This is a genomic window from Cohnella rhizosphaerae (assembly GCF_029525575.1).
GTDB lineage: Bacteria > Bacillota > Bacilli > Paenibacillales > Paenibacillaceae > Cohnella > Cohnella rhizosphaerae.
The window spans coordinates 528,474-551,449 of the sequence record NZ_JAPDIA010000008.1; the positions used below are offsets into that span (position 1 = coordinate 528,474).

Sequence of the window (22,976 nt, forward strand, 5' to 3'; positions counted from 1 at the left end):
GAATCGAAAGGCTTCTTATCGAAAGGCATACTCAAGAGGAAAGGCCGCCGATGGATTTGCTGCTGCTCGCCGATCCGTCGGAAAAGCTGATCGCGCAGTATTTGCGACGCGGCGACTGCTATGTCGCCAAGACGGAAGACGGGGACTTTGTCGGCGTTTACGTCCTTCTGCCTACGAGGCCGGACACGGCGGAGCTCGTGAACGTCGCGGTCGACGAGCGCCATCAAGGAAACGGAATCGGCAAAGCGCTCGTCCTCCACGCCATCGATACCGCCCGGCGCGAAGGCTATCGGACGATCGAGGCGGGGACCGGCAATTCGAGCGTCGGACAGCTGGCGCTTTATCAAAAATGCGGATTCCGCATCGTCGGCGTAGACCTTGATTTCTTTGCAAGGCATTACGACGAGCCGATTTTCGAAAACGGAATCCGGTGCCGGGACATGATCCGGATGTCACAGGATCTGTAAGGCTGCCGTCGTCGTTTAAGCCCGCACCGGAGGCTCCGTATAATCCCGCCAGGCGTCGGCGGGCCGCGAGTCGGAGAGCGCCGCGGCATAGACCGCCGTCGCCCGCGCGTCCATCGCGAGATACGGCCAGTCGCCGTCCGCCGCGGTGTGGACGACCGGCACGGCGGCCGTCTTTTTCATCCGTTTGAGCAGCGCCTGGCCGCGTGCCGTAAAGCCCAGCACGCGGACGTATTGGACGCCGGCCGCCAGCCGACCGGCATCCAGCTCTTCCTTGCGGTGGCCGAGCAGGATGCGCGCGAGCGTCCGCTGCAGCTTCGTGCGCGTATACCGCTTCGTCTTGAGCAGGTCGAGCAGCTCCTCCACCCGCCACGCGCGTAAATCCCGAAGCGCGCCTTTGATGCGGTGCTCCAGCCCTTCGGTTACCTCTGCATAAGCCGCCAGCTCCGATGCGGGCAGCGAGGCGAGCAGGTGGAACAGCGGCCTCGCGAAAGACTCCCAAGTTACCGGAGCCCTGCCGGCGGCCGCTTCCCTGCGCAGCGCCGCGAGCGTCGAAGCGGGCACGTAGGGGGCGAGGCCGTCCAGCCCGCCGCCCGCTTCGACGACGAGCTTGCGCAGCGCCGTCGCGCTGGCGATGGCGGTGTCGGTGATCGCGGTTTGATTGTAGCCGGACTTTTCGCGCCGGATGGAAAGCGCCCGCATCGGGCTGCCCAGCTTGCGCAGCGCGAGCAAATAATGAAGTCCGAGCGTATGGTTCGGCTCCGACAGGCCGAACGCGGCGTCGGCTTCGCCTGCCGCCTCCAGCAGCTCCCGGGCGGCCGCGGCGTATGCGCTCGGATACGGCAGGCCCTCCTTGAGGAGGGCGCCGAGCCGAAGCCGCATCGACTCGGGCTCCGCGGACAGCCGGTCCGCGATGCGGGACAGCGCCTCGGCGTCCCCGCTCTCGCTGCCGAAGCAGAGCGCGTCGCAGACGCCGGTGGCCGCCAGCGCGGATACCGCGCCGTAGGCGAACCATTGGGCCGGCTGCGCGCTGTAGGCGACGGGCAGCTCGAGCACGAGATCGCAGCCCGCGCGCAGCGCCATTTCCGCCCGCGACCATTTATCCGCGATGGCAGGCTCGCCGCGCTGCAAAAAAGTGGCCGCTCATGACGGCGATCACGGAATCGGCATCCGTTATTTTGCGCGATTGTTGTATATGATAGAGATGACCGTTGTGCAGCGGATTGTATTCGACGACAAGGCCGACGGTGGACATGGGCTACGCTCCTTTGAAGCGCGAATTAAGGATATGATAACATGAAAGAAGGCTCGATTTCCCATTCGGGCGGCTCGTGCGGTCCGACGCGTTAAATGTTGACAAAAGCGCCGTGCCGCGTCTATAATTACTTTTGTTTGTTTGGAGTGATCATATGTTGCTCAATGTACAGGAGCTGAAGGCAGCCAAGGCCAGACTGACGCTGCGCGAGACGATCGACGTCGCCGATCTGCTGTCGCAGGTGCCCGGCGTTCGTCCGGCCGGTCCGCTCGAAGCGGACGTCGCGGCCGAGCCTTTCGGCGAGTTCGTCAAGGTAGCCGGCCGGTTGGACTGCAATCTCGAATGGACATGCGTTCGCTGCTTGACCAAGTTCGAAGAGCCGCTTCACTTTACTTACGACGAGCGCTTTAAGCAAGTCCCGAAGGAAGTGGCGGATCTCGGAGAGCAGGACGACGAGGACTTCGTGCCGTTCCACGGCGATCAATTGGAGCTTCGCCCTTACTTGCAGGACGAACTGCTGCTGAATCTGCCGCTGTCCCCGACCTGCAGCGAAGACTGCAAGGGACTGGACCCGGAGACAGGCGAAGACCTGAACGGCAAGCCCGAGCGGCCGAGGCCGGTCAAGATCGACCCGAGGCTGGAGGCGCTCAAAGGCTGGTTCGATTCCGAACGTTCATAACGACATCGAAATAGGAATGCCGATAGAGGCCGCTTTCGCTTTCGACTCTGGTAAGGAGGTGGGAACATGGCAGTACCTTTTGGCAAAACATCCAAAGCCCGCAAAAACAAGCGTCGGACGCACTTCAAATTGGTCGTTCCGGGTTTGGTCAAATGCGAACAATGCGGAGAACTGAAAATCTCGCACCGCGTGTGCAAGGTTTGCGGCACGTACAAATCCCGCGAAATCATCAAGCAATAATGAAATAACGCGTCCCGGCGTGACTAGCGTCAAGGCGCGTTTTTCTTTATATCGGATTGGCACCAGGTATCAGTATGAACATATAAGGCGGTGTCGCCCATGGAACGCATGCCCAAAAAAGCAACGCCATCAGCAGCTCGCCCGCCTCATCGAAGAAAATCCGTTCCTGACCGACCGGGAATTGACGCGCCTGCTCAAAGTCAGCATTCAGACGATCCGGCTCGACCGGCTGGAGCTGGCGATTCCGGAGTTGCGCGAGCGGCTGAAGCTGATGGCGGAGCGCTCCTACGATCCGGTCCGATCGCTGCCGCTGCACGAGGTGATCGGGGACATCCTCGATCTTCAACTGGACAAGAGCGGCATCTCCATGTTCGAGATCCGGGAAGAACACGTCTTCTCCCGCAGCGGCATCGCGCGCGGACACCACGTATTCGCGCAGGCGAACTCGCTGGCGGTCGCCGTCATCAACGACGAGATCGCGCTGACCGCTTCGGCGGATATCCGGTTCATTCGTCCCGCGAGACTCGGGGGAGAAGTGCATCGCCAAGGCGTACGTGAGATCGAGCGGCGTGCAGAAAGGGAAGGCGAAGGTGGAGGTGTTCACCTACGTCGGCGACGAAATGGTGTTTCAAGGCAACTTTGTGATTTATCGCTCCGCAGGCGCTGCGGACGAGGAAGGAGCGGGAGAGGCATGAAAATCGCCATAGACGCGATGGGCGGCGACCATGCGCCCCGCTCGACGGTAGAGGGCGCGGTGGCCGCGGCCGCGCAGTGGCCGAAGGCGGAGCTGCTGCTCGTCGGCCGGCCGGAAGCGCTGAATCCGCTGCTGGGCGCCGGCAAGCCTCCGAACGTGACGGTCGTGCCCGCGGCCGATATCATCGCGCCGGACGACGAGCCTGTGCGCGCCGTGCGCCGCAAGCCGGACGCCTCGATGAACGTCGCCGCCCGCATGGTGAAGGAAGGCGCCGCCGACGCGATGATCTCGGCGGGCAATACCGGCGCGCTTATGGCCGCGGGATTGCTCGTGCTCGGCAGGCTCAAAGGCATCGACCGGCCGGGCCTGACCTCGCTGTTCCCGACGACGGACGGCAAAGGCGTCTTGACGCTCGATCTCGGCGCCAACATGGACGCGAAGCCGGAGCATTTGCTGCAATACGCGCTCATGGGCAGCATGTACAGGCAAAAGGTGCACGGGCTGGCGAAGCCCAAGGTCGGATTGCTGAACGTCGGGACCGAAGCGGCCAAAGGCAACGAACTGAGCAAAGCGGCGTTCGAGCTGCTCGAGACGGCGCCGATCCACTTTATCGGCAACGTCGAAGCGCGCGACGTGCTGAGCCGCAGCTGCGACGTGCTCGTCTGCGACGGGTTTTCGGGCAATATCCTGCTAAAGGCGATCGAAGGCGCCGCCGAGACGGTGTTCGGCCTGCTGAAGCAGGAGCTGACGAGCAGCCTGCGTTCGAAGCTGGCGGCGGCCGTGCTGCGGCCGAACTTCAGGCGCGTCGGCAAAATGATGGATTACAAGGTTTACAACGGCGCGCCGCTGCTTGGCGTGAGCGGTCTGATCGTCAAGAGCCACGGCTCCTCGGACGCCACCGCGACGATGCACGCGATCCGACACACGGTCGCCGCGATCGATAACGGACTCATCCCTGCATTGGCCGAAGAATTCGGCGGAAAGTGAGAGAGAAGACGATGAATGGAATTCCCGTAGGCGTCCTCGGCATCGGCAAGTACGCGCCGGAGCGCAGACTGACGAACCAAGAGCTCGAGCGGACGGTGGAGACGAACGACGAATGGATCGTGAGCCGCACCGGCATCCGCGAGCGCCGCATCGCGGCCGAGCACGAGGCGACGAGCGACCTGGCGTACGAAGCGGCCGTCAAGGCGCTGGCGTCGGCCAACATCGCGGCGGATCAGCTCGACCTGATCATCGTCGCGACGATTACGCCGGACATGTTTTTCCCGTCGACCGCCTGCATCCTGCAGGAACGGCTCGGCGCAAAGAAGGCGGCCGCGTTCGATCTGTCCGCCGCCTGCTCCGGCTTCATCTACGGGCTCGCCAACGCATCCGGCTTCATCGCGCTCGGCATGTACAAATATGCGCTCGTCATCGGCGCCGACACGCTGTCCCGGATCACGGACTACACCGACCGCAACACCTGCGTGCTGTTCGGCGACGGCGCGGGCGCCGTCGTCATCGGGGAAGTGCCGGAGGGTCGCGGCTTCAAGTCGTTCGAGCTCGGGGCCGACGGCGCCGGCGGTCCGCATCTTCGCATACAGGGCGGCGGCTCGCGTCAGCCTTCGTCCGAGGAGACGGTAGCCGGCAAGCGCCACTTCATCGAGATGAACGGGCGCGAAGTATTCAAGTTCGCGGCGCGCATCATGGGCAATGCGGCCGAGGAAGCGCTCCGCAAGGCCGGCGTGGACAAGTCCGAGATCGACCTGCTCGTGCCGCACCAGGCGAATATCCGCATCATTCAGGCTTCGCTCGAGCGGCTCGAGCTGCCGCCGGAGAAGTGCGTGATCAACATCGATCGGTACGGCAACATGTCGGCGGCTTCGATCCCGCTGGCGCTGGCCGAGGCCGTGGAAGAAGGCCGCGTAAGCGAGGGCGACACGATCGCGATGGTCGGCTTCGGCGGCGGCCTCACCTGGGGCGCTTCGGTACTGGTCTGGTAAAGGATAGAGGAGGCTGACGAACGATCATGGGCAAAATCGCATTCGTATTTCCCGGACAAGGGGCGCAGGCGGTCGGCATGGGCAAGGACGCCGCCGAAGCGTTCGAAGCTTCGCGCGGCGTTTTCGAGGAAGCGGACCGGGCGCTCGGATTTTCCGTTTCGTCGCTTTGCTTCGAAGGGCCGGAGGATTCGCTCCGCCAGACGGCCAACACCCAGCCCGCGCTGCTCGCGACAAGCGTCGCGCTGCTCGAGGCGTTCAAAGCGCGCGGCGTAAAACCGGACTTCGTCGCCGGCCACAGTCTCGGCGAGTACAGCGCGCTCGTCGCCGCGAACGTCCTCGACTTCGCCGATGCGATCCGGCTCGTCAGGGCGCGAGGCACGTTCATGGAAGAAGCGGTGCCAGGCGGCCAGGGAGCGATGGCGGCGACGCTCGGCGCCGAGCGCGAGGCGCTTGACGCGCTCTGCCGGGACATCTCCGCGGCCGGCGCGCCGGTCGAGCTTGCCAACATCAACTGCCCGGGACAGATCGTCGTATCCGGCACGGCGGCCGGCGTGGCTTCTGTCGTCGAGCGCGGCAAGGAAGCCGGCGCCAAACGGGTGATACCGCTGGACGTCAGCGGCCCGTTCCACTCGTCGCTCATGCGTCCCGCGGCCGACCGGCTCGCAGCGAAGCTCGACGAAGTCGCCTTCCGCGATGCGGAGGTGCCGGTCGTGGCCAATGTGACGGCGACCGCGGTCGGCGAAGGCGCGCGCCTTCGGGAGCTGCTCGTGGAGCAGGTCGTATCCCCCGTGTTGTGGGAAGACAGCGTCCGGTATTTGATTGCCGAAGGCGTTGATACGTTCGTCGAGATCGGCTCCGGGAGCGTGCTGGCCGGACTGATCAAGAAGATCGACAAGACGGTGCGGGTCGTTTCCGTGAACGACGCGGCCGGCGTGAACGAAGCGGAGCTCGGTTAGCGCGGTTGCGCCGTTCGGCGCGGCTGCGAGATTGGTGATTATGCCTAACGCGAGAGGGGTAATAGTATGGCGGAGTTTGATCTAAGCGGCAAAGCCGCGCTCGTGACCGGCGCTTCGCGCGGCATCGGCAGGGCCATCGCGCTCGCGCTCGCGGGGGCGGGCTGCGACGTCGCCGTGAATTATGCGGGCGGCGAAGCCGCCGCAAGAGAGACGGCGGATGCGATCGAAGCGCTCGGCCGCAAGGCGATCCTGGTTCAGGCGAACGTCGGCAAGGCCGCGGAGTTCGACGGGATGGTGCAGCGTGCGATCGAAGCGTTCGGCAAACTCGACATTCTCGTGAACAACGCCGGCATCACGCGGGACAACCTGATCATGCGCATGAAGGAAGAAGAATTCGACGCGGTCATCGAGACCAACCTCAAGGGCGTGTTCAACGGCATCAAGGCGGTCACCCGTCCGATGATGAAGCAGCGCTACGGGCGCATCATCAACATCTCCTCGGTCGTCGGCGTCCTCGGCAACGCGGGACAGGCGAACTACGTCGCGGCCAAAGCGGGCGTCATCGGATTGACGAAGTCGGCCGCCAGGGAGCTGGCGTCGCGCGGCATCACGGTTAATGCGGTCGCGCCGGGCTTCATCGAGACGGACATGACCGACAAGCTGCCGGCCGATCTTCGCGAAGCGATGTTGAAGGACATTCCGCTCGGCCGCATGGGCAGACCGGAGGAGATCGCGTCCAGCGTGCTCTACCTGGCGTCGGATGGGGCGTCTTACATGACCGGGCAGACGATCCATGTCGACGGAGGCATGTATATGTAAAACGCTGCCGTACCCCGGCGGACCTGGATCCGCGGGCGTGCGGCGCACCGGATGAAGGGGCTTTCGCGGAACCGTTTACGCGCTGGCTTTTTGTCCATCTATCTCGTATAATACCAAAAGGGAGGTGAACCGGATGTCCGATGTATATGATCGCGTTAAACGCATCGTGGTCGAACGCCTGGGCGTAGAAGAGGCCGAAGTCACCAACGAAGCGAACTTTAAGGATGACTTGGGCGCCGACTCTCTCGATGTCGTCGAACTGGTAATGGAACTCGAAGACGAATTCGACTTGGAGATCTCCGATGAGGATGCAGAGAAGATCACTACGGTGGGAGAAGTCGTAAATTACATACAATCTCATGCCTAACTGATCTGACAAGGTCCCGCTTCGAAGAGCGGGACTTCTCCACATTATGCATCGATTTTGGGTCTGCGGCCCGGCGGCCATCCGTGAGGACGGTCCCGGGCCGTCGCTACCTGCATAGGGTCGCCTGGACGCGGGATTGCGTCGGACGCCGTATTTATTAGAACGATTCTTCCGGCTAGGACGAATCGCTGCAATAAATGACGGGATCCGTCCTCGCGCGGGCGCCGGCCCGACGTTCGTCGGTTATGCTAGTCAACGTTCCGGGGATTCGGACGCTTACATCCGGATCGCCCGGATTTCTACGCGAAACGGGCTCGTCCGTCAAAGGCGGCGCCGAACGTTTACGCATCGGCTGAAGAGGTGAACATGGTTTGGCACATCGTGTAGTGGTTACCGGCATGGGAGTCGTCACCTCCCTGGGCACGGATTTGAATACGTTTTGGGACAGCCTGCTCGCCGGCAAGTCGGGCGTGAGCCTGATCGAGGCGTTCGATACGGCCGACTATCCGACGAAGATCGCGGCCGAAGTGAAAAATTGGGATCCGGAAGCGCACGGAATCGACAAGAAGGAAGCGCGCCGCATGGACCGCTTCGTGCAGTTCGGCCTGGCGGCCTCGCTCAGCGCCGTGAAGGACGCGGGTCTCGAGATCGGCGTCAACGCCGAAGCCGACCGCGTCGGCGTGAGCGTCGGCTCCGGCATCGGCGGTCTGGGCACCTGGGAGGATCAGCATACGATCCTGATGGAAAAGGGGCCTCGCCGCGTCAGCCCTTTCTTTATTCCGATGATGATCGCGAACATGGCGAGCGGCCAGATCTCGATCGTGACGGGGGCCAAGGGTCCCAACACGACCGCCGTCACCGCTTGCGCGACGGGCACGCATTCGATCGGCGATTCGTACAAGCTCATCCAGCGCGGCGACGCCGACGTCATGATTTGCGGCGGCGCCGAGGCGACGATCCGACCGATCGCGGTCGCCGGATTTTCCAACATGCGCGCGATGAGCACGCGCAACGAGGAGCCCGGGAAGGCGAGCCGTCCGTTCGATACGGATCGCGACGGCTTCGTCATGGGCGAAGGCGCGGGCGTGCTCATTCTGGAGTCGCTTGAACATGCGACCGCGCGCGGCGCGCGCATTTACGCCGAGGTGATCGGCTACGGCATGAGCGGCGACGCGCACCATATGACCGAGCCGGATCCGGACGGCGCCGCGCGCTGCATGGCCAGAGCGATCAAGGATGCGGGCATCGCGCCCGAGGAGATCGGCTATATCAACGCGCACGGCACCTCGACGCCAGTCGGCGACAAGTCCGAGACCGAGGCGATCAAGCGCACGTTCGGCGAGCATGCGCACAAGCTGGCCGTCAGCTCGACCAAGTCCATGACCGGTCATATGCTCGGCGCGGCCGGCGGAGTCGAAGCGGTGATCGTCGGCTTGGCGCTCCAGAACGGCGTGCTTCCGCCGACGATCAATCTCGACAACCAGGACCCCGAGTGCGACCTGGATTACGTGCCGAACGAGCCGCGCCAAGCGGACGTGAAGGTAGCCCTGTCGAATTCGTTCGGCTTCGGCGGTCACAATGCCACGGTTATTTTGCGCAAATACGAGGCTTGAACGTAAGCGATCGGCCCTAACGCAGGCGGCGTGCCGCCTGCGTTTTTTCCAAAATAAGACGTATCGCCCGCCGGCAAGGGGGCGATACGTCAGCTTGCGGAAGGTGAAAAAGGAGGATGCCGTACATGAGCGAAGTCATGAACCGGCTGCAGGAGCGAGCGGGCGTCCGTTTCCGCAACGTCTCGCTGTTAAGGCAGGCCTTTACCCATACGTCCTACGTGAACGAGCAGCGTGGCTCCCGCGTCGAACACAACGAGCGGCTCGAGTTTTTGGGGGACGCCGTCCTGCAATTGACCGTGTCCGAGGCGCTGTACCGGATGTATCCGGAACGTCCCGAGGGCGAACTTACCCGTCTTCGGGCCGCGATCGTATGCGAGCCGTCGCTTGTCCGTTTTGCCGAGGCGCTCGAATTCGGGCAGGTCGTGCTGCTCGGCAAAGGGGAGGAGCAGACGGGCGGGCGGAGCCGTCCGTCGCTGCTGGCGGACGCCTTCGAGGCGTTCGTCGGCGCGCTATATTTGGATCAGGGACTGGCCGAGGTGAACCGTTTCCTTGGCGAGCATCTTTTCGCCCATCTGCCCAAGGAAGGCCAGGCGCCGATCAAGGACCACAAGACCGAGCTGCAGGAGCGCGTGCAGCATCTGGGTCTCGGGACGCTCGATTACCGGATTCTCGAGGAGCGGGGACCCGCGCACGACCGGGAGTTCGTCGTCGAGGTCCGTATCGGCGATCGGCGTCTCGGCCAAGGGGCAGGGCGCTCCAAGAAGGAAGCCGAGCAGCAGTCGGCCGCGCAGGCGCTGCGTCAGCTGCGGACGGACGCCGAGACGGGCGGCGGGCAGGCTGCCGGCAGCGAGAGACAAAAGGTGAGGGATCCCCATGTATCTGAAAGGCATTGAGCTCGCCGGCTTCAAATCGTTCGCGGACCGGACGCAGCTCGAATTCGGTCGCGGCATCACGGCGGTCGTGGGCCCGAACGGGAGCGGCAAGAGCAATATCTCCGACGGCATCCGCTGGGTGCTCGGCGAACAGAGCGCCAAGAGCTTGCGCGGCGGCAACATGCAGGACGTCATCTTCGCCGGCAGCGACGCTCGCAAGGCGGTCAACTTCGGCGAAGTATCGCTCACGCTCGACAACAGCGACAAGGCGCTGCCGCTCGATTTCGCGGAGGTGACGGTCACGCGCCGCGTGCACCGGAGCGGGGACAGCGAATATCTGATCAACAAGCAGCCGTGCCGACTGAAGGACATTACGGAGCTTTTCATGGACACGGGCATCGGCAAAGAAGCGTATTCGATCATCGGCCAGGGGCGCATCGAAGAGATTTTGAGCACGCGCTCCGAGGACAGGCGCGGCATTTTCGAGGAAGCGTCGGGCATCGTCAAGTACAAGTCGCGCAAAAAGGAAGCGCAGCGCAAACTTGAGGACACCGAAGGCAACCTGCTGCGGATCAACGACCTCGTCGTCGAGCTCGAGAGCCAGGTCGAGCCGCTGCGCAAGCAGGCGGCCAAGGCCGAGTCGTTCAAGCTGCTGAAGGAAGAACTCAAAAACAAAGAGATCGCGTTGTACGTGCACCAGATCGACACGGTGCACAAGACCTGGGCGGAGACGAACGGCAAGCTCGAGAAGCTCCGAAAGGAACAGCTCGAGCTGTCGACGGTCGTGTCGGCGCACGACGCCCAGCTCGAAGAGGAGCGCCAGGCGCTGCAGCGCCTCGAGGAAGCGCTAGAGCGCCTGCAGGACGAGCTGCTGCGGACGACCGAGGAGACGGAGAAAAGCGAAGGCTACGGCGAGCTGCTCGCCGAGCGGATGGCGAATTTGTCGCGCGGCCGCGCGCAGCTCGATGAGAGTCTGGCGCTCGTGACCGAGCGATTGACCGCGGCGAAGGCCGAGGGAGAGAAAATCGAGACCCGTCGCGCGCAAGTCGAAGGCGAGCTCGAGGCGCTGCAGTCGAAGCTGATCGAGGAGGAAGTGAAGCTCGCGATCGCGGACGGCAGCGAGGATGCCGAGGAGCGGCTGAAGACGGACCTGTTCGAGACGATGAACGCGATGGCCCAGGCGCGCAACGATATTCGGTATTGCGAGCAGCAGCGGGAGGAGCTCGCGCGCAAGTCGGCACGCACGGCCGGCGAACGGGCCAAGCTTGAAGAACAGCGCGAAGCGCTGAAGCTGCGCGGCGCGGAGCTTGAATTGCGGGTCGCGGCTTGCGCGGAGGCGGTCGCCAAGACGCGCGACCGGTATATCGCGGAAGGCACGCGCGTCGCCGATCTGCAGCGGCGTCTTGAAGAGACGCAGGGCGAAGGCCGCCGCTGGGACCAGAAGCGCGAGGCGCTCGTGTCACGGCGCGATACGATCGCGGAGCTCGCGAACGATTACGATGGCTTCCAGCACGGCGTCCGGGAAGTGCTGAAGGCCGCGAAGCGCGGACATCTGCACGGCGTTCACGGCGCGGTCGCCGAGCTCGTGACCGTGCCGGCTCACCTTGAAGTGGCCGTGGAGACGGCGCTCGGCGCCGCGCTTCAGAATATCGTCATGGAAAACGAATCGACCTCGCGGGCCGCGATCGGCTACTTGAAGCAGCGCCAATCGGGACGCGCGACGTTCCTGCCGCTCGACGTCATCAAGCCGCGGAACGTCGGAGACGGCGACCGACGCAGCGTAGCCGAACTGGACGGCTTCGTCGGCGTGGCCGCCGAGCTCGTCGGCTTCGAGCAGCGGTACGCGGGCATCGTCGGCAGCATGCTCGGCAACGTCATGATCGCGCAGACGCTCGAGCATGCGAACCGGATCGCCTCGCGGCTCCAATACCGCTACCGGGTCGTGACGCTGGACGGCGACGTCGTCAACGCGGGCGGCTCGATGACGGGCGGCAGCATGGCGCGCAAATCGTCGAACCTGCTCGGCCGCCAGCGCCAGCTCGAAGAGCTGGCCAAGGAGATCAAAGCGGCGGAGCAGGCGCGGGTTAAGCTGCGCGCCGAGTTCGACGATCTGAAAAAGGAGCTTGCGCTGGCGCAGCAAAATATCGAGCAGCTTCGGGAGTCCGGCGAGCGCGCCCGGATGGAAGAGCAGCAGGCGTCGGCCCAGCGGCAGCGCCACGCCGAGGAGCACGAGCAGCTCGAAGCGCAGCTCGCCGCGATCGGCGGCGACGAAGGGGGACTCGGCCGCGAGAAGGCCGAGCTTGCCGGCGCGCGCGCCGAGGCCGAAGCGCGGCTTAAGAAGCACACCGCCGAGGAGGAGCGGCTGTCGCGGGCGATTCGCGAGGCGGAGGAGCTCAAGCGGCGGAGCGCGAGCGCGAAGGAAGAGCTGCAGGCGCAGTTGACCGAGATGAAGGTGTCGATCGCGCGCATGGAGCAAGAGCGCGCTTCGATCGCCGAGCAATCGGGTCGCCATCGCAGCGAAGAGATGCGGCTGTCCGCCGAGTCCCGCCAGCTGAAGGAGACGCTCGCGCAAAACGCGGCGGACACCGAACGCACCTCGGCCGAACAGAACCAGCAGCGCGAACGGTTGAACGCGCTGCGGCTTGCCAAGAAGGAATACACCGAAGGGATCGAATTCCGGCGCGCGGACCGGGCCCAGCGGCAGCGCGAGCTCGAGCGCAAGGAAAACGAGACGCGCGAGCAGCGCACCCAGCTCCGTCAAGTCGAGGACCAGCTTCGCCAGGCGGAGATCTCCTCGAACCGGATGGACGTCGAGCTCGACAACCTTCTGCGCAAGCTTAGCGAGGAGTACGAGATCGGCTACGAGTGGGCGAAGGAAAAGTACGCCGTTCCCGAAGACGTGCCCGCCGCGCAAAACGACGTGCGCGAGCTGAAGCGCAAAATTACGATGCTCGGCGAGGTCAATCTGGGCGCCATCGACGAATTCAAGCGCGTCAGCGAGCGCTATGAATTTCTGGACGCGCAGAAAAACGACCTTATGGAAGCGAAAAGCAAGCTGCACGCCATTATCCACGAGATGGACGAGGAAATGTCGAGACGTTTCCGCACGACGTTCGACCAGATTCGCGGCCACTTCGTCGTCGTCTTCTCCAAGCTGTTCGGCGGCGGCCGCGCGGATTTGATCTTGAGCGAGCCGGAGCGCCCGCTCGACACGGGCATCGAGATCGTCGCACAGCCCCCGGGCAAAAAGCTGCAAAACTTGCAGCTGCTGTCCGGCGGAGAGCGGGCGTTGACGGCGATCGCGCTGCTGTTCGCGATCCTGAACGTGAAGCCCGTTCCGTTCTGCGTGCTCGACGAAGTCGAGGCGGCGCTGGACGAGGCGAACGTGGCCCGCTACGCGCGGTATATGCGCGACTTCTCCGAGCTGACGCAGTTCATCGTCGTCACGCACCGCAAGGGCACGATGGAGGAAGCGGATATGCTGTACGGCGTGACGATGGAGGAAGGCGGCGTGTCCAAGCTCGTATCCGTCAAGCTCGAGGAGAGCGAAGCGTTCACGGCGGAGGCGACGGCTTGACGAGCGGCGGGTTGGCGCGACGATTCATATCGAAGATATCGAAGGACGGGACGGACGCCGAGCGGTTTTGAGCGGCGGGCCGACCGGCAGGAGGAACGAAGATGAGTTTTTTTAAACGACTGAAGGAAAGCATCGCCTCGAAGACAGAAGCCGTAACGAACAAGTTCAAGGAGGGCCTTTCGAAGACGCGCGACGCCTTCGTCGGCCAGGTGACCGACCTGTTCAGCCGGCGCAAAAAAAATCGACGAGGCGTTTTTCGAAGAGCTCGAGGAAATTCTGATCGGCGCCGACGTAGGCGTCAATACCGTCATGGAACTGATCGAGGATTTGCGCGACGAGGTGAAAAAGCGCCGCATCGAGCAGCCGTCGGAGCTTCAGCCTATTTTGTCCGAGAAGCTGGTCGGTCTGTTGACGGAGAGCGGCGAATCCTCGCAGCTTAAAATGAATCCGAACGGCATCACGGTCATTTTGTTCGTCGGCGTCAACGGCGTCGGCAAGACGACGACGATCGGCAAGCTCGCGCACCGTTTCAAGCAGGAAGGCAAAAAAGGTGCTTCTCGCCGCAGGCGATACGTTCCGCGCCGGCGCCATCGAGCAGCTGCAAGTATGGGGCGAGCGCGTCGGCGTCGAAGTGATCAGCCAGCAGGCCGGCTCCGATCCCGCGGCGGTCATGTACGATGCCGTTCAGGCCGCCAAGCAGCGCGGCGTCGACGTCCTGCTCTGCGATACGGCGGGACGCCTGCAGAACAAGGCGAACCTGATGGAGGAGCTGTCCAAAATCTACCGCGTCATCCAGCGGGAGATTCCGAGCGCGCCGCACGAGACGCTGCTCGTGCTGGACGCCGCCACGGGACAGAACGCGCTCCAGCAAGCCAAGCTGTTCGGCGAGAAGAGCGGCGTCTCCGGCCTCGTGCTGACCAAGCTCGACGGAACGGCCAAAGGCGGCATCGTGATCGCCATCCGCCGCGAGATGTCGCTGCCGGTCAAATTCGTCGGACTCGGCGAGAAAATGGACGACCTGCAGCAATTCGACGCCGAGCAGTTCGTACACGCGCTGTTCGCCGGCTTGGCCGAGGAACAGACTTCTGCCGAAGAAGAGCAATAACGCGTCAATCACGTATATGTTGAACATCTGGCCGCAGCGGCCGCCCTCAGGGCGGATCGCTGCGGTTTTCGTTTGTTTTTGGGCAAAAATAAAGTTTGACCCTCAAAGCGCACTGTACTAATATACTTCGTATGCGAATTATTTGTTAAGCAATTGTTTGTAAGGCAATGGTTCTAAGCATTCGTTCTATTACATCGGATAAGGAGGAGGGATATGCAGGATCAGTCGCTCATTTCAGAGTTGTTTACGTCCTTCAGGGAAGTGAATCAGTCTTTTTTACCACTCGATGCAGCGGGCCGGACAGCATCTCGGCGTCACCCCGATTCAGCTGCTCGTCCTGAAGACGCTGCGGAGCAAGCCGCAGATGAGCTTGTCGGAGCTCGCGGAATGCCTGTTCGTCGGACCGAGCACCGCAAGCGGCATCGTCGAACGGATGGTCAAGGCGAACCTCGTATCGCGGGAGCGTCCGGAAAACGATCGTCGTTCGATCTCTTTGCGCCTGACGCCTGAGGGCGAGGCCTTGTGGTTGCAAATCGACGAGCGCCGCAAAATGATGCTGGAGCCGCTGAACGAGCTCGGCGAAGAAGACTTGAACGACCTGCTGCGCATTCATGGACGCATCGTGCACATATTACACAAAGCGAGAGAGGAAAATAAAGATGAGTAACGCCATAGTCTCCACCCTGAGAAAAGGTCCGATCGTCGCATCGCTCCTGATCGGCGCCTTCGTCGCGCTGCTAAGCCAGACGCTGCTGAACGTCGCGCTGCCGAAGATGATGGCGGACCTTGAGATCGGGTCCAATACGATTCAATGGCTCGTGACGGGCTACATGCTCGTCAACGGCGTCGTCATCCCCGTTACCGCATACTTGATTTCGAAGTTTTCAACGCGTCAATTGTATATCGTCGCCATGGGGCTGTTCACGGTCGGCACGGTCGTGGCCGCAGTTGCGCCCAACTTCGGCACGCTGCTGACCGGCAGGCTCATTCAGGCTGTCGGCGCCGGCATCATGATGCCGCTCATGTCGGTCGTGTTTCTGACGATTTTCCCGATCGAGCAGCGGGGCAAGGCGATGGGCATGATGGGTCTCGCCATGATTTTCGCGCCGGCCGTCGGTCCGACGCTCTCCGGCTGGGTCGTGGAGCATTACTCGTGGCGCGTCCTGTTTTACATCGTTTTGCCACTTGCGGTGTTTTCGCTGATTTACGGCTCGTTCGCGATGAAAAACGTCACCCAAACGTCCAAACCCAAGCTGGATGTGCTCGGCGTCGTGCTGTCGACGCTCGGCTTCGGCGGCATCCTTTACGGCTTCAGCGACGCCGGCAACGACGGCTGGGACAGCAGCCGCGTCATCGTCAGCTTGGCGGTCGGCGCGGTGGCGCTCATTTTGTTCGTTTGGCGGGAGCTCGTGGCCAAAAAGCCGCTGCTCGAATTCCGCGTATTCAAATTCGACATGTACTCGCTGACGACGGTCATCAACGTCATCGTCACGATGGCGATGTTCTCCGCGATGGTGCTCATGCCGATCTACCTGCAAAATATTCGCGGCTTCACGCCGCTCGAATCCGGTCTCTTGCTGCTGCCGGGCGCCATTCTGATGGGGATCATGTCCCCGATCACGGGCATGATCTTCGACAAGATCGGCGCGCGCTGGCTGGCCGTCCTCGGTCTTCTCATCACGGCGTTCACGACGTGGGAGCTGAGCCGAATCCAACTGGACTCGACTTACACGCATATCATTCTTATCTACTCGGCGCGGATGTTCGGCATGTCCTTGCTTATGATGCCGATCCAGACGGCGGGCATGAACCAACTGCCGCAGACGCTTAATTCGCATGGTTCGGCCATGTCGCAGACGCTGCGCAACGTCGCCGGCGCGCTCGGCACCGCCTTGCTCGTGACAATCATGACGAACAGGGCGGCGGATGAAGGCCAAGCGCTCACGAGAGCCGCGGGGGATCGATCCGACCGACAAGGCGAATGCGGCTCAGTTGGTGGACATCGGCAAGGAAGCGACGCTGTACGGCATTCAGCATGCGTTCGTCGTAGCGACGTGGATCACGGTAGCCGCGCTCGTGCTGGCCTTCTTTATTCGAAAGGTAAAGCCCCATCATGAAGTGCTCAAGTCGGAAGAAAACGCCAAAGCAGAAGCAGAATCAGCCCGATCCAAAGTCCAGTCGTCGCGTTAATCGCCGGCGAAGAAGACGCCTTGCGCGGGAGATCGTTCCCGCCCGCGAGGCGTTTTTGCGTTTCTTTTTTTCGAATCTTATAGATCCATTCGATAAGAACCAACAATATGCCGAAATGGGCTTGATCTGCCGTTTACGGCTTTCGAATCCCAATCGAATATTCGCTTGATACAGTTATAGCAAGCCGGACCTGCACCGTCGCCGATGGATGGGACGCATGCTAAACGGGCCGGCAATCAAAGGAGGGAATCATGAATGAAAAGAAGCACGCTGCTCCTGGCTTGCGCCGTCCTCGGCGCCGGCACGCTTTTGCCCGGCTGGTCCGGCAGCCGGACTGTTCGCGCCGCGGGCGTCGCGACGCCGGACTACGAAGTGAAATGGTATCTGGACCCGGCCGCGGTGCTGGGTTCGGACCACAAGCTGAAGAGCGCGGTGCTCGGCGCGTTCGACATGCCGTCCACGGTCGAAAAGATGAACGTCGCGTATCTTGACGGCGACGATCTGGACTTGAACGCCGAAGGATGGAACGTTCGAATCCGGAAAATGGAGTCCTACAGCGACGAGGAATTCGAGGTCACGTACAAAATGCGTTATCCGATCGTCGGCGGCAACGTTCAGGCGGCATTGAACGCAGCCGCTGCGGACGGCTTCGACGCGGATGAGGACGACTACGAAGCCCAGGTCGATTGGGGCTACTCGTCGCAAACGCTCAGCTTCAGCAACAAGAAGGACGCTGAGCTGGACGGCTACGACGGCATGGAGCTGCCTGACAAGGGAGACGCGAGAGAGGTCGCCGAAGATCTGATTCCGGGCAAGCTGGAAGATTGGCAGCCGGGCGATTGGGCGGCGGACATTCTTCACGACGCCCATGTCTACGGACCTGTCGGCGCAAAGCGGTCGATCGGCGAGTGGGACGGCGAGGCGCTTTATATCGAAGTTTGGGAAATCAAAAAGGCGTCGGGCAGCGGCTATGAATATCTCGTAGAAGCTTCCTTCAAGGAAGACGACTACGCGACCGCTTCGGCGAAGAGAGCTTCCCTGAAAAACAAGCTGATTTCCGAAGGCTGGTTTTTACCTCAGGACGGACTCAAAACGACAAAGATTTTGGAGCGCTACTGAAATAAGCCGGTCGCAGCCGCGTCCATGACTTAACGGTCATGGGCGTTTTTTGTTCAACTGCCAAACAGGGAACCCGCACATCCAGTCATAATGCGGAAACGAGAAAAAGAACAGCACGATCCAAGATTCACAATCGGCGAAAAAGACTTTATACTATCGTAAGAATGATAATCAATATCAATAGTATAGGGGTACTCGAACATGAACAGAATCATCCGCTTTACGCCATTGTTTTCAGTCGTCCTTCTCATTACCGTCCTAACCGCATGCGGTAGCTCGAATGCGGGCTCCCCCCGCGATAGGAACGGCATCCGGAACAGGATCGCCGACTTCTGCCGCAGCGACAGCATCCAGCGCATCGGCGTCCGCCGATAGCGATGGCGATGACGCGGCATACCGCGCGCTGACCGATGCCGCCGGGCACGAGGTGAAGGTGCCGACGCATCCGCAGCGCATCATCGCACCTTTCTTGGAAGATCCGCTGGTCGCCCTGGGCATGAAGCCCGTCGCGCAGTGGAGCGCAGGCGGCGTTCCCCAGCAATATTTGCAGGACAAGCTGGCAGACGTTCCGGCGCTCCAAATGGACGGCGGCTTAAAGCCCGAGGAGGCGCTGGCCTATAATCCCGATCTGATCGTATTTTTGTCGCCGGCATACGTGCCGGAAGGGAGCTACGATCAGTTCGCGAAAATCGCGCCTACGTTCGTGCTGTCCGACAACGATTCGGATTGGCGCGGCAATCTGGAAAAGCTCGGCAAGCTGCTGAACGATGAGGGCAGCGCCGCCGCGGCGCTTAAGCTTTACGACGACAAGCTGGCGGAAGCCAAGGCGCGGCTAGGCGACCTGCCGCAGGACAAGACGGCCGTCCTGCTGCAAGGCGTCGACGAGAAGGGCTTCAAGCTGTTCGGTCCGAACTTTTACGGCGGCGTTACGCTGTACCAGGCGCTCGGCTTCCAGCAGCCGGCCGCGGTAAGCGGCAATTACGAGACGTATTCGATCGAAAAGCTCGCCGAGCTCGCGGACGTCGATTACATTTTTGTCCTCTCCGGTCCCGGCCGCGCGGCGCCGCCGTCCGACAACCCGCTCTGGAAGGCATTAAAAGCCGTTAAGGCAGGACGCGTTTACGAAGCGGATTCGGGGTATTGGTTCAATTTGAATTCGATCGCGAGCGGCTTGATCATCGATGACGTGCTCAAGGATCTTCATGCGTAAGGCGGTCTCAGACCTGCAGCCCGAGGCTGCAGGTCTGCTCTGCTATCGGCTGCTGGACGTCGTCCCGATCCGCGAAGAGCCGCAAACCGGTCCGGCGCGGCGGCGCTTCATCGAGACGAAATCGCCCGCGCTGCTGTTGTCCGCCGCGAACGGCGGACGTCTGGCCGTCGACGGACGATCCTTCGAGCTGAGATCCGGGTCGATGTTCGTGTGCATGTCGGGCTGCCTGGTCGAGCTGACGAACTATTCCGGTCTTTCGACCGAACTGCTTATGCTTGAATTTAACGCTTTTTTTCCGCCTGATCCGGATGCTGCGCAGCGCGACGATCAGCGAGATCCGTCGAAGCTGCCTTTTCCGCCCTTTGCGCAGCTTTCCGCCGCGGATGCCGGCCGTCTCTACGGCTTGATCGGCGCGGCCTGGCAAGCGGGACTGCCGTCGGACCGTCTACGGTGCGAGGCCGCGCTGCTGGAGCTGCTCAGCCTGGCGCTGAGCTGCGGGGAGCAGCAAACCGAAAGGGCGCTGGAGGCCGCGCGCGGACAACTCGAGCTTCGCTATACGGGCGACGTAACGATCGATGAGCTGGCCGCGGCGGCGGGGCTGAGCCGGTTCCATTTCATGCGGCAGTTCAAGGAACGATACGGCAAGGGTGTCATGGAGTACCGGACGGCGCTTCGTCTGCGGGATGCGAAGCGGCTGCTGACCGGACGCGACGGCCCGCCGCTCGGCGAGATTGCCGAACGGGTCGGATACACGAGCGAGAGCTACTTCAGCAGCTTGTTCAAAAAACAGACAGGCGTCTCGCCCGCGGTTTACCAGCGCAACCAAAAGCTGCGGGTAGCCGCATACAGCTGGGTCAATGTCGGACAGGTGCTGCCGTTAAAAACCATTCCGTACGCCGCGCCGACGGACCAATACTGGACGGCGTATTACCGTGAACGGTTCAGTTGGGAGGTGGAGGCGCCGCTTAGCCATCAATACGAATTCAACCGCAACGTATTGCTGCGGTCGCGGCCGGACAAGATCGTCGGCGTCGGCTCATTTATCCCGAAGGAAGAGCAGGACAGGCTGCGGGAAATCGCCTCGGCCTTGTTCCTGAATTGGGAAGAGGATTGGCGCAGCCATCTTCGGCGCGTGGGGGGCGTTTTTGAATCGCGAGGGCGAAGCCGAGCGATGGCTGGTTCGATACGAGCACGCCGTCGCCGCGGCCCGCGAACGGCTCGCGAAAATTGTCGGCGAAGACGCCGTGCTCGTGCTCAAGGTCGGCGGACGCGGTCCGGAAGCTTGCGGACGACGCGCGGCTACCCTTTTTGTACGACGATCTGGGCTTTGCCGAACCCGAGGGCGTTCGGGAGCCAAATATCGCATGGACGCGAGCGATCGACGTCTCTGCGCTCGACCGGTTGGGGGCGGACCGGATCGTCGTTCACCGAAGCCGGGATCCGGGCTCGGCGCAGGCGTGGAAGCGTATGTCGCGCACGAAGGAATGGCTTGATCTGCCCGCCGTCAGGGCCGGCAAAATTCATTGGACGTCGGATAGCGATTATTTCGAAGCGCCCGTCAACGAATACGCCGCGGAGCCGCTCGGCAGATTGCTCGGCGCGGTGTGCGGCTGGTTCGAAAACCGCGCCTGACGAAGCATAGTGACGGCGGAAGCGCTAACGCATCGGACGACACGGCTCGAAGCGGAAGTCGCGTCGCTGGGCGGCTAGCTTCGGCCGATCCGATTTTTTTTGGCGGAACCGCGAAGCGGCTGCAGGCAAGCGCACAACCGTTTTGAAGAAGGAGTAACCTCTGCTATACTAATTGCATGAACGCGCGTTTACGAATGGGCGGTTGTGGAGGTGCATTTTTCGGTGAAACTGATCAAAGCCTTCGGACCGCAGGACCTGCGCGTCGTCGATATCGACGATCCCGAACCGGGTTTCGGAGAGGTGCTGATCGAGACGAAGGCCTGCGGCATCTGCGGGTCGGATAAATGGTTCTGGCACGTCGAGACGCCGAGCGATGACGTGGCCGGGCACGAAGCGGCCGGCGTAATCGTGAAGACAGGCCTTGGCGTAACCGCCTTGAAGCCGGGCGACAGGGTCGCCGTCAACAACGTCAAGGGCTGCGGCGAGTGCGCCGAATGCCGCGCGGGACGGTTCGTGCGCTGCGGCGGCGCGCCGCTCGTCCATATGGGCTTCGGGTTCGCCCAGCGGATGGCGGTGCCTGCGCGCAACTGCCTGCCGCTCGATCCTGCGATCAGCTTCGAGCAAGGCGCGATGCTGTTCGATAACTGGGGTACGCCCTATGCGGCGCTGAAGCGAACGCGGATCGGCGCCGGCGACCTCGCGCTCGTCACGGGCTGCGGACCGATCGGACTCGCGGCCGTTGCGTTGTGCAAGGCCAAAGGCGCCGTCGTTGCGGCGGTCGACCCGATCGAGGCGCGCAGATCGGCCGCGCTGCGTCTCGGCGCTTCGATCGCCGTGTCCCCGGACGAGGCCGCGTCCGGACGGCTGCGCGAGTTTACCGGCGCGTCCGGCTTCGGCTACGGCGTCGACTGTTCGGGCAAGGCGGCATCCTACGCGCTTATTTTCGAGCTCATCGCCATCGGCGGCACGATCGTCGCGATCGGCGAAGGCGCGAAGTTCGCGTTCGACTCGAGCCGTCTCATCCACAAGCATCTCACGCTAGTCGGATCGCTCTATTCGTCGATGGCGGACGGCGCCGAACTGCAGCGGATGGCGGTCGCGGGCGAGCTGGATTTGCTCGCGTTCGTGACGCACCGGTTCCGTCTAACGGACCTGCCGTCGGAATTCGGCAAGGTCATGGGCGGCGACGACACGCTGCTTAAGGCGCTCGTACTGAACGATGCGCCAATCGAAAACGAACGGGGAAGGGTGTAAAACATGAGACTGGGCAGCCAGCTTTTCGGCGATACGAGCACGCCCGAATCGTGGGTGAACGAGGTGCGCAAAGGCGGATACCGGTCCGCCGTCTGTCCCGATCTGACCGATGCGCCGGAGGATGTCGTGCGGGCATACGTGCGCGCGGCGGAAGCCAGCGACATTACGATCTCGGAGGTCGGCGCCTGGAGCAATCCGATCAGTCCGGACGAGGCGGTACGGCAGGAGGCGCTGGATCGCTGCAAGCGGCAATTGGCGCTCGCGGATACGGTCGGCGCGCGCTGCTGCGTCAATATCGCCGGTTCTCGCGGGGAGCAATGGGACGGGCCCCATCCGGATAATTTTACGGACGACACCTTCGCGCTTATCGTCGACACCGTGCGCGAGATTATCGACGCCGTGTCGCCGAAGCGCACGTTTTTCGCGCTCGAGACGATGCCGTGGATTTTTCCGGATTCCGCCGATACGTACGTTGCGCTGCTAAAGGCGATCGACCGCCGGGCGTTCGCCGTTCACTTCGACCCGGTCAACATAATCTCGAGCCCGAGAACCTTCTATAGAAACGGCGATATGATCCGCGACTTTTTCGCGAAGCTCGGACCGCATATCCGCAACTGCCATGCCAAGGACATCAAGCTGGCCGGCAAGCTGACGGTGCATCTGGACGAGGTCGTGCCCGGCCGCGGCGGTCTGGACTATCGGACCTTCCTCCGGGAACTGAACAAGCTGGACCCGGATACGTCGCTGATCGTCGAACATCTGCATGCGCCCGAAGAAGGCGAGGAAGCGGCGCGTTATATTCGTTCCGTAGCCCGGGAGCTGGATATTTCTTTATAAAAAAATGGGCGAAACCGCTCAACGGGTGTAACTTTTGGACGCAACGGCGCGTCAGTGACCATGCAAGCGCGATCGCTGCGCATCTCGCGTTCAGAAGGGAGCATCTCA

The 22,976-nt window shown here is 62.4% G+C and carries 17 protein-coding genes and 4 pseudogenes; 20 read left to right on the forward strand and 1 reads right to left on the reverse strand.

Annotated features, from left to right (window positions below):
• Positions 1-50: 50 nt before the first annotated feature.
• The gene (locus OMP40_RS25810) at positions 51-467 is read left to right on the forward strand and encodes a GNAT family N-acetyltransferase (protein ID WP_277535667.1); all 417 of its coding nucleotides are present in this window, start codon (positions 51-53) and stop codon (positions 465-467) included.
• Positions 468-482: 15 nt separating this feature from the next.
• Here OMP40_RS25810 and OMP40_RS25815 read toward each other — a convergent pair.
• Positions 483-1,719, reverse strand: a pseudogene (locus OMP40_RS25815) (nucleotidyltransferase).
• Between the two features lie 154 nt (positions 1,720-1,873).
• Here OMP40_RS25815 and OMP40_RS25820 point away from each other — a divergent pair.
• The 19 genes and pseudogenes from OMP40_RS25820 (at position 1,874) to OMP40_RS25910 (ending at position 22,868) form a co-directional block, all read left to right on the forward strand.
• Positions 1,874-2,398: a YceD family protein gene (locus OMP40_RS25820; protein ID WP_277535669.1), complete on the forward strand. Its 525-nt coding sequence runs from the start codon at positions 1,874-1,876 to the stop codon at positions 2,396-2,398.
• A 66-nt stretch (positions 2,399-2,464) separates the two neighbouring features.
• Positions 2,465-2,638 carry a 50S ribosomal protein L32 gene (rpmF, locus tag OMP40_RS25825; protein WP_090117460.1) on the forward strand — a complete coding sequence of 58 codons (174 nt, stop codon included), beginning with the start codon at positions 2,465-2,467 and terminating at the stop codon, positions 2,636-2,638.
• Between the two features lie 82 nt (positions 2,639-2,720).
• A pseudogene (fapR, locus tag OMP40_RS25830) lies at positions 2,721-3,343 on the forward strand (transcription factor FapR); the annotation flags it as partial.
• Entirely contained in the window at positions 3,330-4,319 is a 990-nt protein-coding gene (gene plsX / locus OMP40_RS25835) for a phosphate acyltransferase PlsX (RefSeq protein ID WP_277535675.1), read from the forward strand. The pseudogene fapR and the gene plsX, both read left to right, overlap by 14 nt.
• A gap of 11 nt (positions 4,320-4,330) precedes the next feature.
• The gene (locus OMP40_RS25840; protein WP_277535678.1) at positions 4,331-5,317 is read left to right on the forward strand and encodes a beta-ketoacyl-ACP synthase III; all 987 of its coding nucleotides are present in this window, start codon (positions 4,331-4,333) and stop codon (positions 5,315-5,317) included.
• A 26-nt stretch (positions 5,318-5,343) separates the two neighbouring features.
• Positions 5,344-6,273 (forward strand): ACP S-malonyltransferase, encoded by a 930-nt coding sequence (gene fabD, locus OMP40_RS25845; RefSeq protein WP_277535682.1) that lies wholly within the window; start codon positions 5,344-5,346, stop codon positions 6,271-6,273.
• Between the two features lie 66 nt (positions 6,274-6,339).
• Positions 6,340-7,092: a 3-oxoacyl-[acyl-carrier-protein] reductase gene (gene fabG / locus OMP40_RS25850; RefSeq protein WP_277535683.1), complete on the forward strand. Its 753-nt coding sequence runs from the start codon at positions 6,340-6,342 to the stop codon at positions 7,090-7,092.
• Between the two features lie 133 nt (positions 7,093-7,225).
• Positions 7,226-7,459, forward strand: coding sequence for an acyl carrier protein (gene acpP, locus OMP40_RS25855; protein ID WP_090117455.1), 234 nt, complete (start codon positions 7,226-7,228; stop codon positions 7,457-7,459).
• A gap of 371 nt (positions 7,460-7,830) precedes the next feature.
• The gene (gene fabF / locus OMP40_RS25860; protein ID WP_277535688.1) at positions 7,831-9,072 is read left to right on the forward strand and encodes a beta-ketoacyl-ACP synthase II; all 1,242 of its coding nucleotides are present in this window, start codon (positions 7,831-7,833) and stop codon (positions 9,070-9,072) included.
• Positions 9,073-9,197: 125 nt separating this feature from the next.
• Positions 9,198-9,965, forward strand: coding sequence for a ribonuclease III (rnc, locus tag OMP40_RS25865; RefSeq protein ID WP_277535690.1), 768 nt, complete (start codon positions 9,198-9,200; stop codon positions 9,963-9,965).
• Positions 9,946-13,521, forward strand: coding sequence for a chromosome segregation protein SMC (gene smc / locus OMP40_RS25870; protein WP_277535692.1), 3,576 nt, complete (start codon positions 9,946-9,948; stop codon positions 13,519-13,521). Before rnc ends, smc begins: the two co-directional genes overlap by 20 nt.
• A 101-nt stretch (positions 13,522-13,622) precedes the next feature.
• A pseudogene (ftsY, locus tag OMP40_RS25875) lies at positions 13,623-14,626 on the forward strand (signal recognition particle-docking protein FtsY).
• A 286-nt stretch (positions 14,627-14,912) separates the two neighbouring features.
• Positions 14,913-15,293: a MarR family winged helix-turn-helix transcriptional regulator gene (locus tag OMP40_RS25880; protein WP_277535694.1), complete on the forward strand. Its 381-nt coding sequence runs from the start codon at positions 14,913-14,915 to the stop codon at positions 15,291-15,293.
• Positions 15,286-16,816 (forward strand): annotated as a pseudogene (locus OMP40_RS25885) (DHA2 family efflux MFS transporter permease subunit). The gene OMP40_RS25880 and the pseudogene OMP40_RS25885 overlap by 8 nt, the downstream one beginning before the upstream one ends.
• A 255-nt stretch (positions 16,817-17,071) precedes the next feature.
• Complete coding sequence (locus OMP40_RS25890; RefSeq protein ID WP_277535696.1) at positions 17,072-17,935, forward strand: hypothetical protein; 864 nt, start codon at positions 17,072-17,074, stop codon at positions 17,933-17,935.
• Between the two features lie 280 nt (positions 17,936-18,215).
• Complete coding sequence (locus tag OMP40_RS25895) at positions 18,216-19,145, forward strand: ABC transporter substrate-binding protein (RefSeq protein WP_277535699.1); 930 nt, start codon at positions 18,216-18,218, stop codon at positions 19,143-19,145.
• Positions 19,138-20,787, forward strand: coding sequence for a helix-turn-helix domain-containing protein (locus OMP40_RS25900; RefSeq protein WP_277535701.1), 1,650 nt, complete (start codon positions 19,138-19,140; stop codon positions 20,785-20,787). Before OMP40_RS25895 ends, OMP40_RS25900 begins: the two co-directional genes overlap by 8 nt.
• 212 nt (positions 20,788-20,999) lie before the next feature.
• Positions 21,000-22,031, forward strand: a complete 1,032-nt coding sequence (locus tag OMP40_RS25905; protein WP_277535702.1) for a zinc-dependent alcohol dehydrogenase — start codon at positions 21,000-21,002, stop codon at positions 22,029-22,031.
• A gap of 3 nt (positions 22,032-22,034) precedes the next feature.
• Positions 22,035-22,868 carry a sugar phosphate isomerase/epimerase family protein gene (locus OMP40_RS25910; RefSeq protein WP_277535705.1) on the forward strand — a complete coding sequence of 278 codons (834 nt, stop codon included), beginning with the start codon at positions 22,035-22,037 and terminating at the stop codon, positions 22,866-22,868.
• Positions 22,869-22,976: the final 108 nt, after the last annotated feature.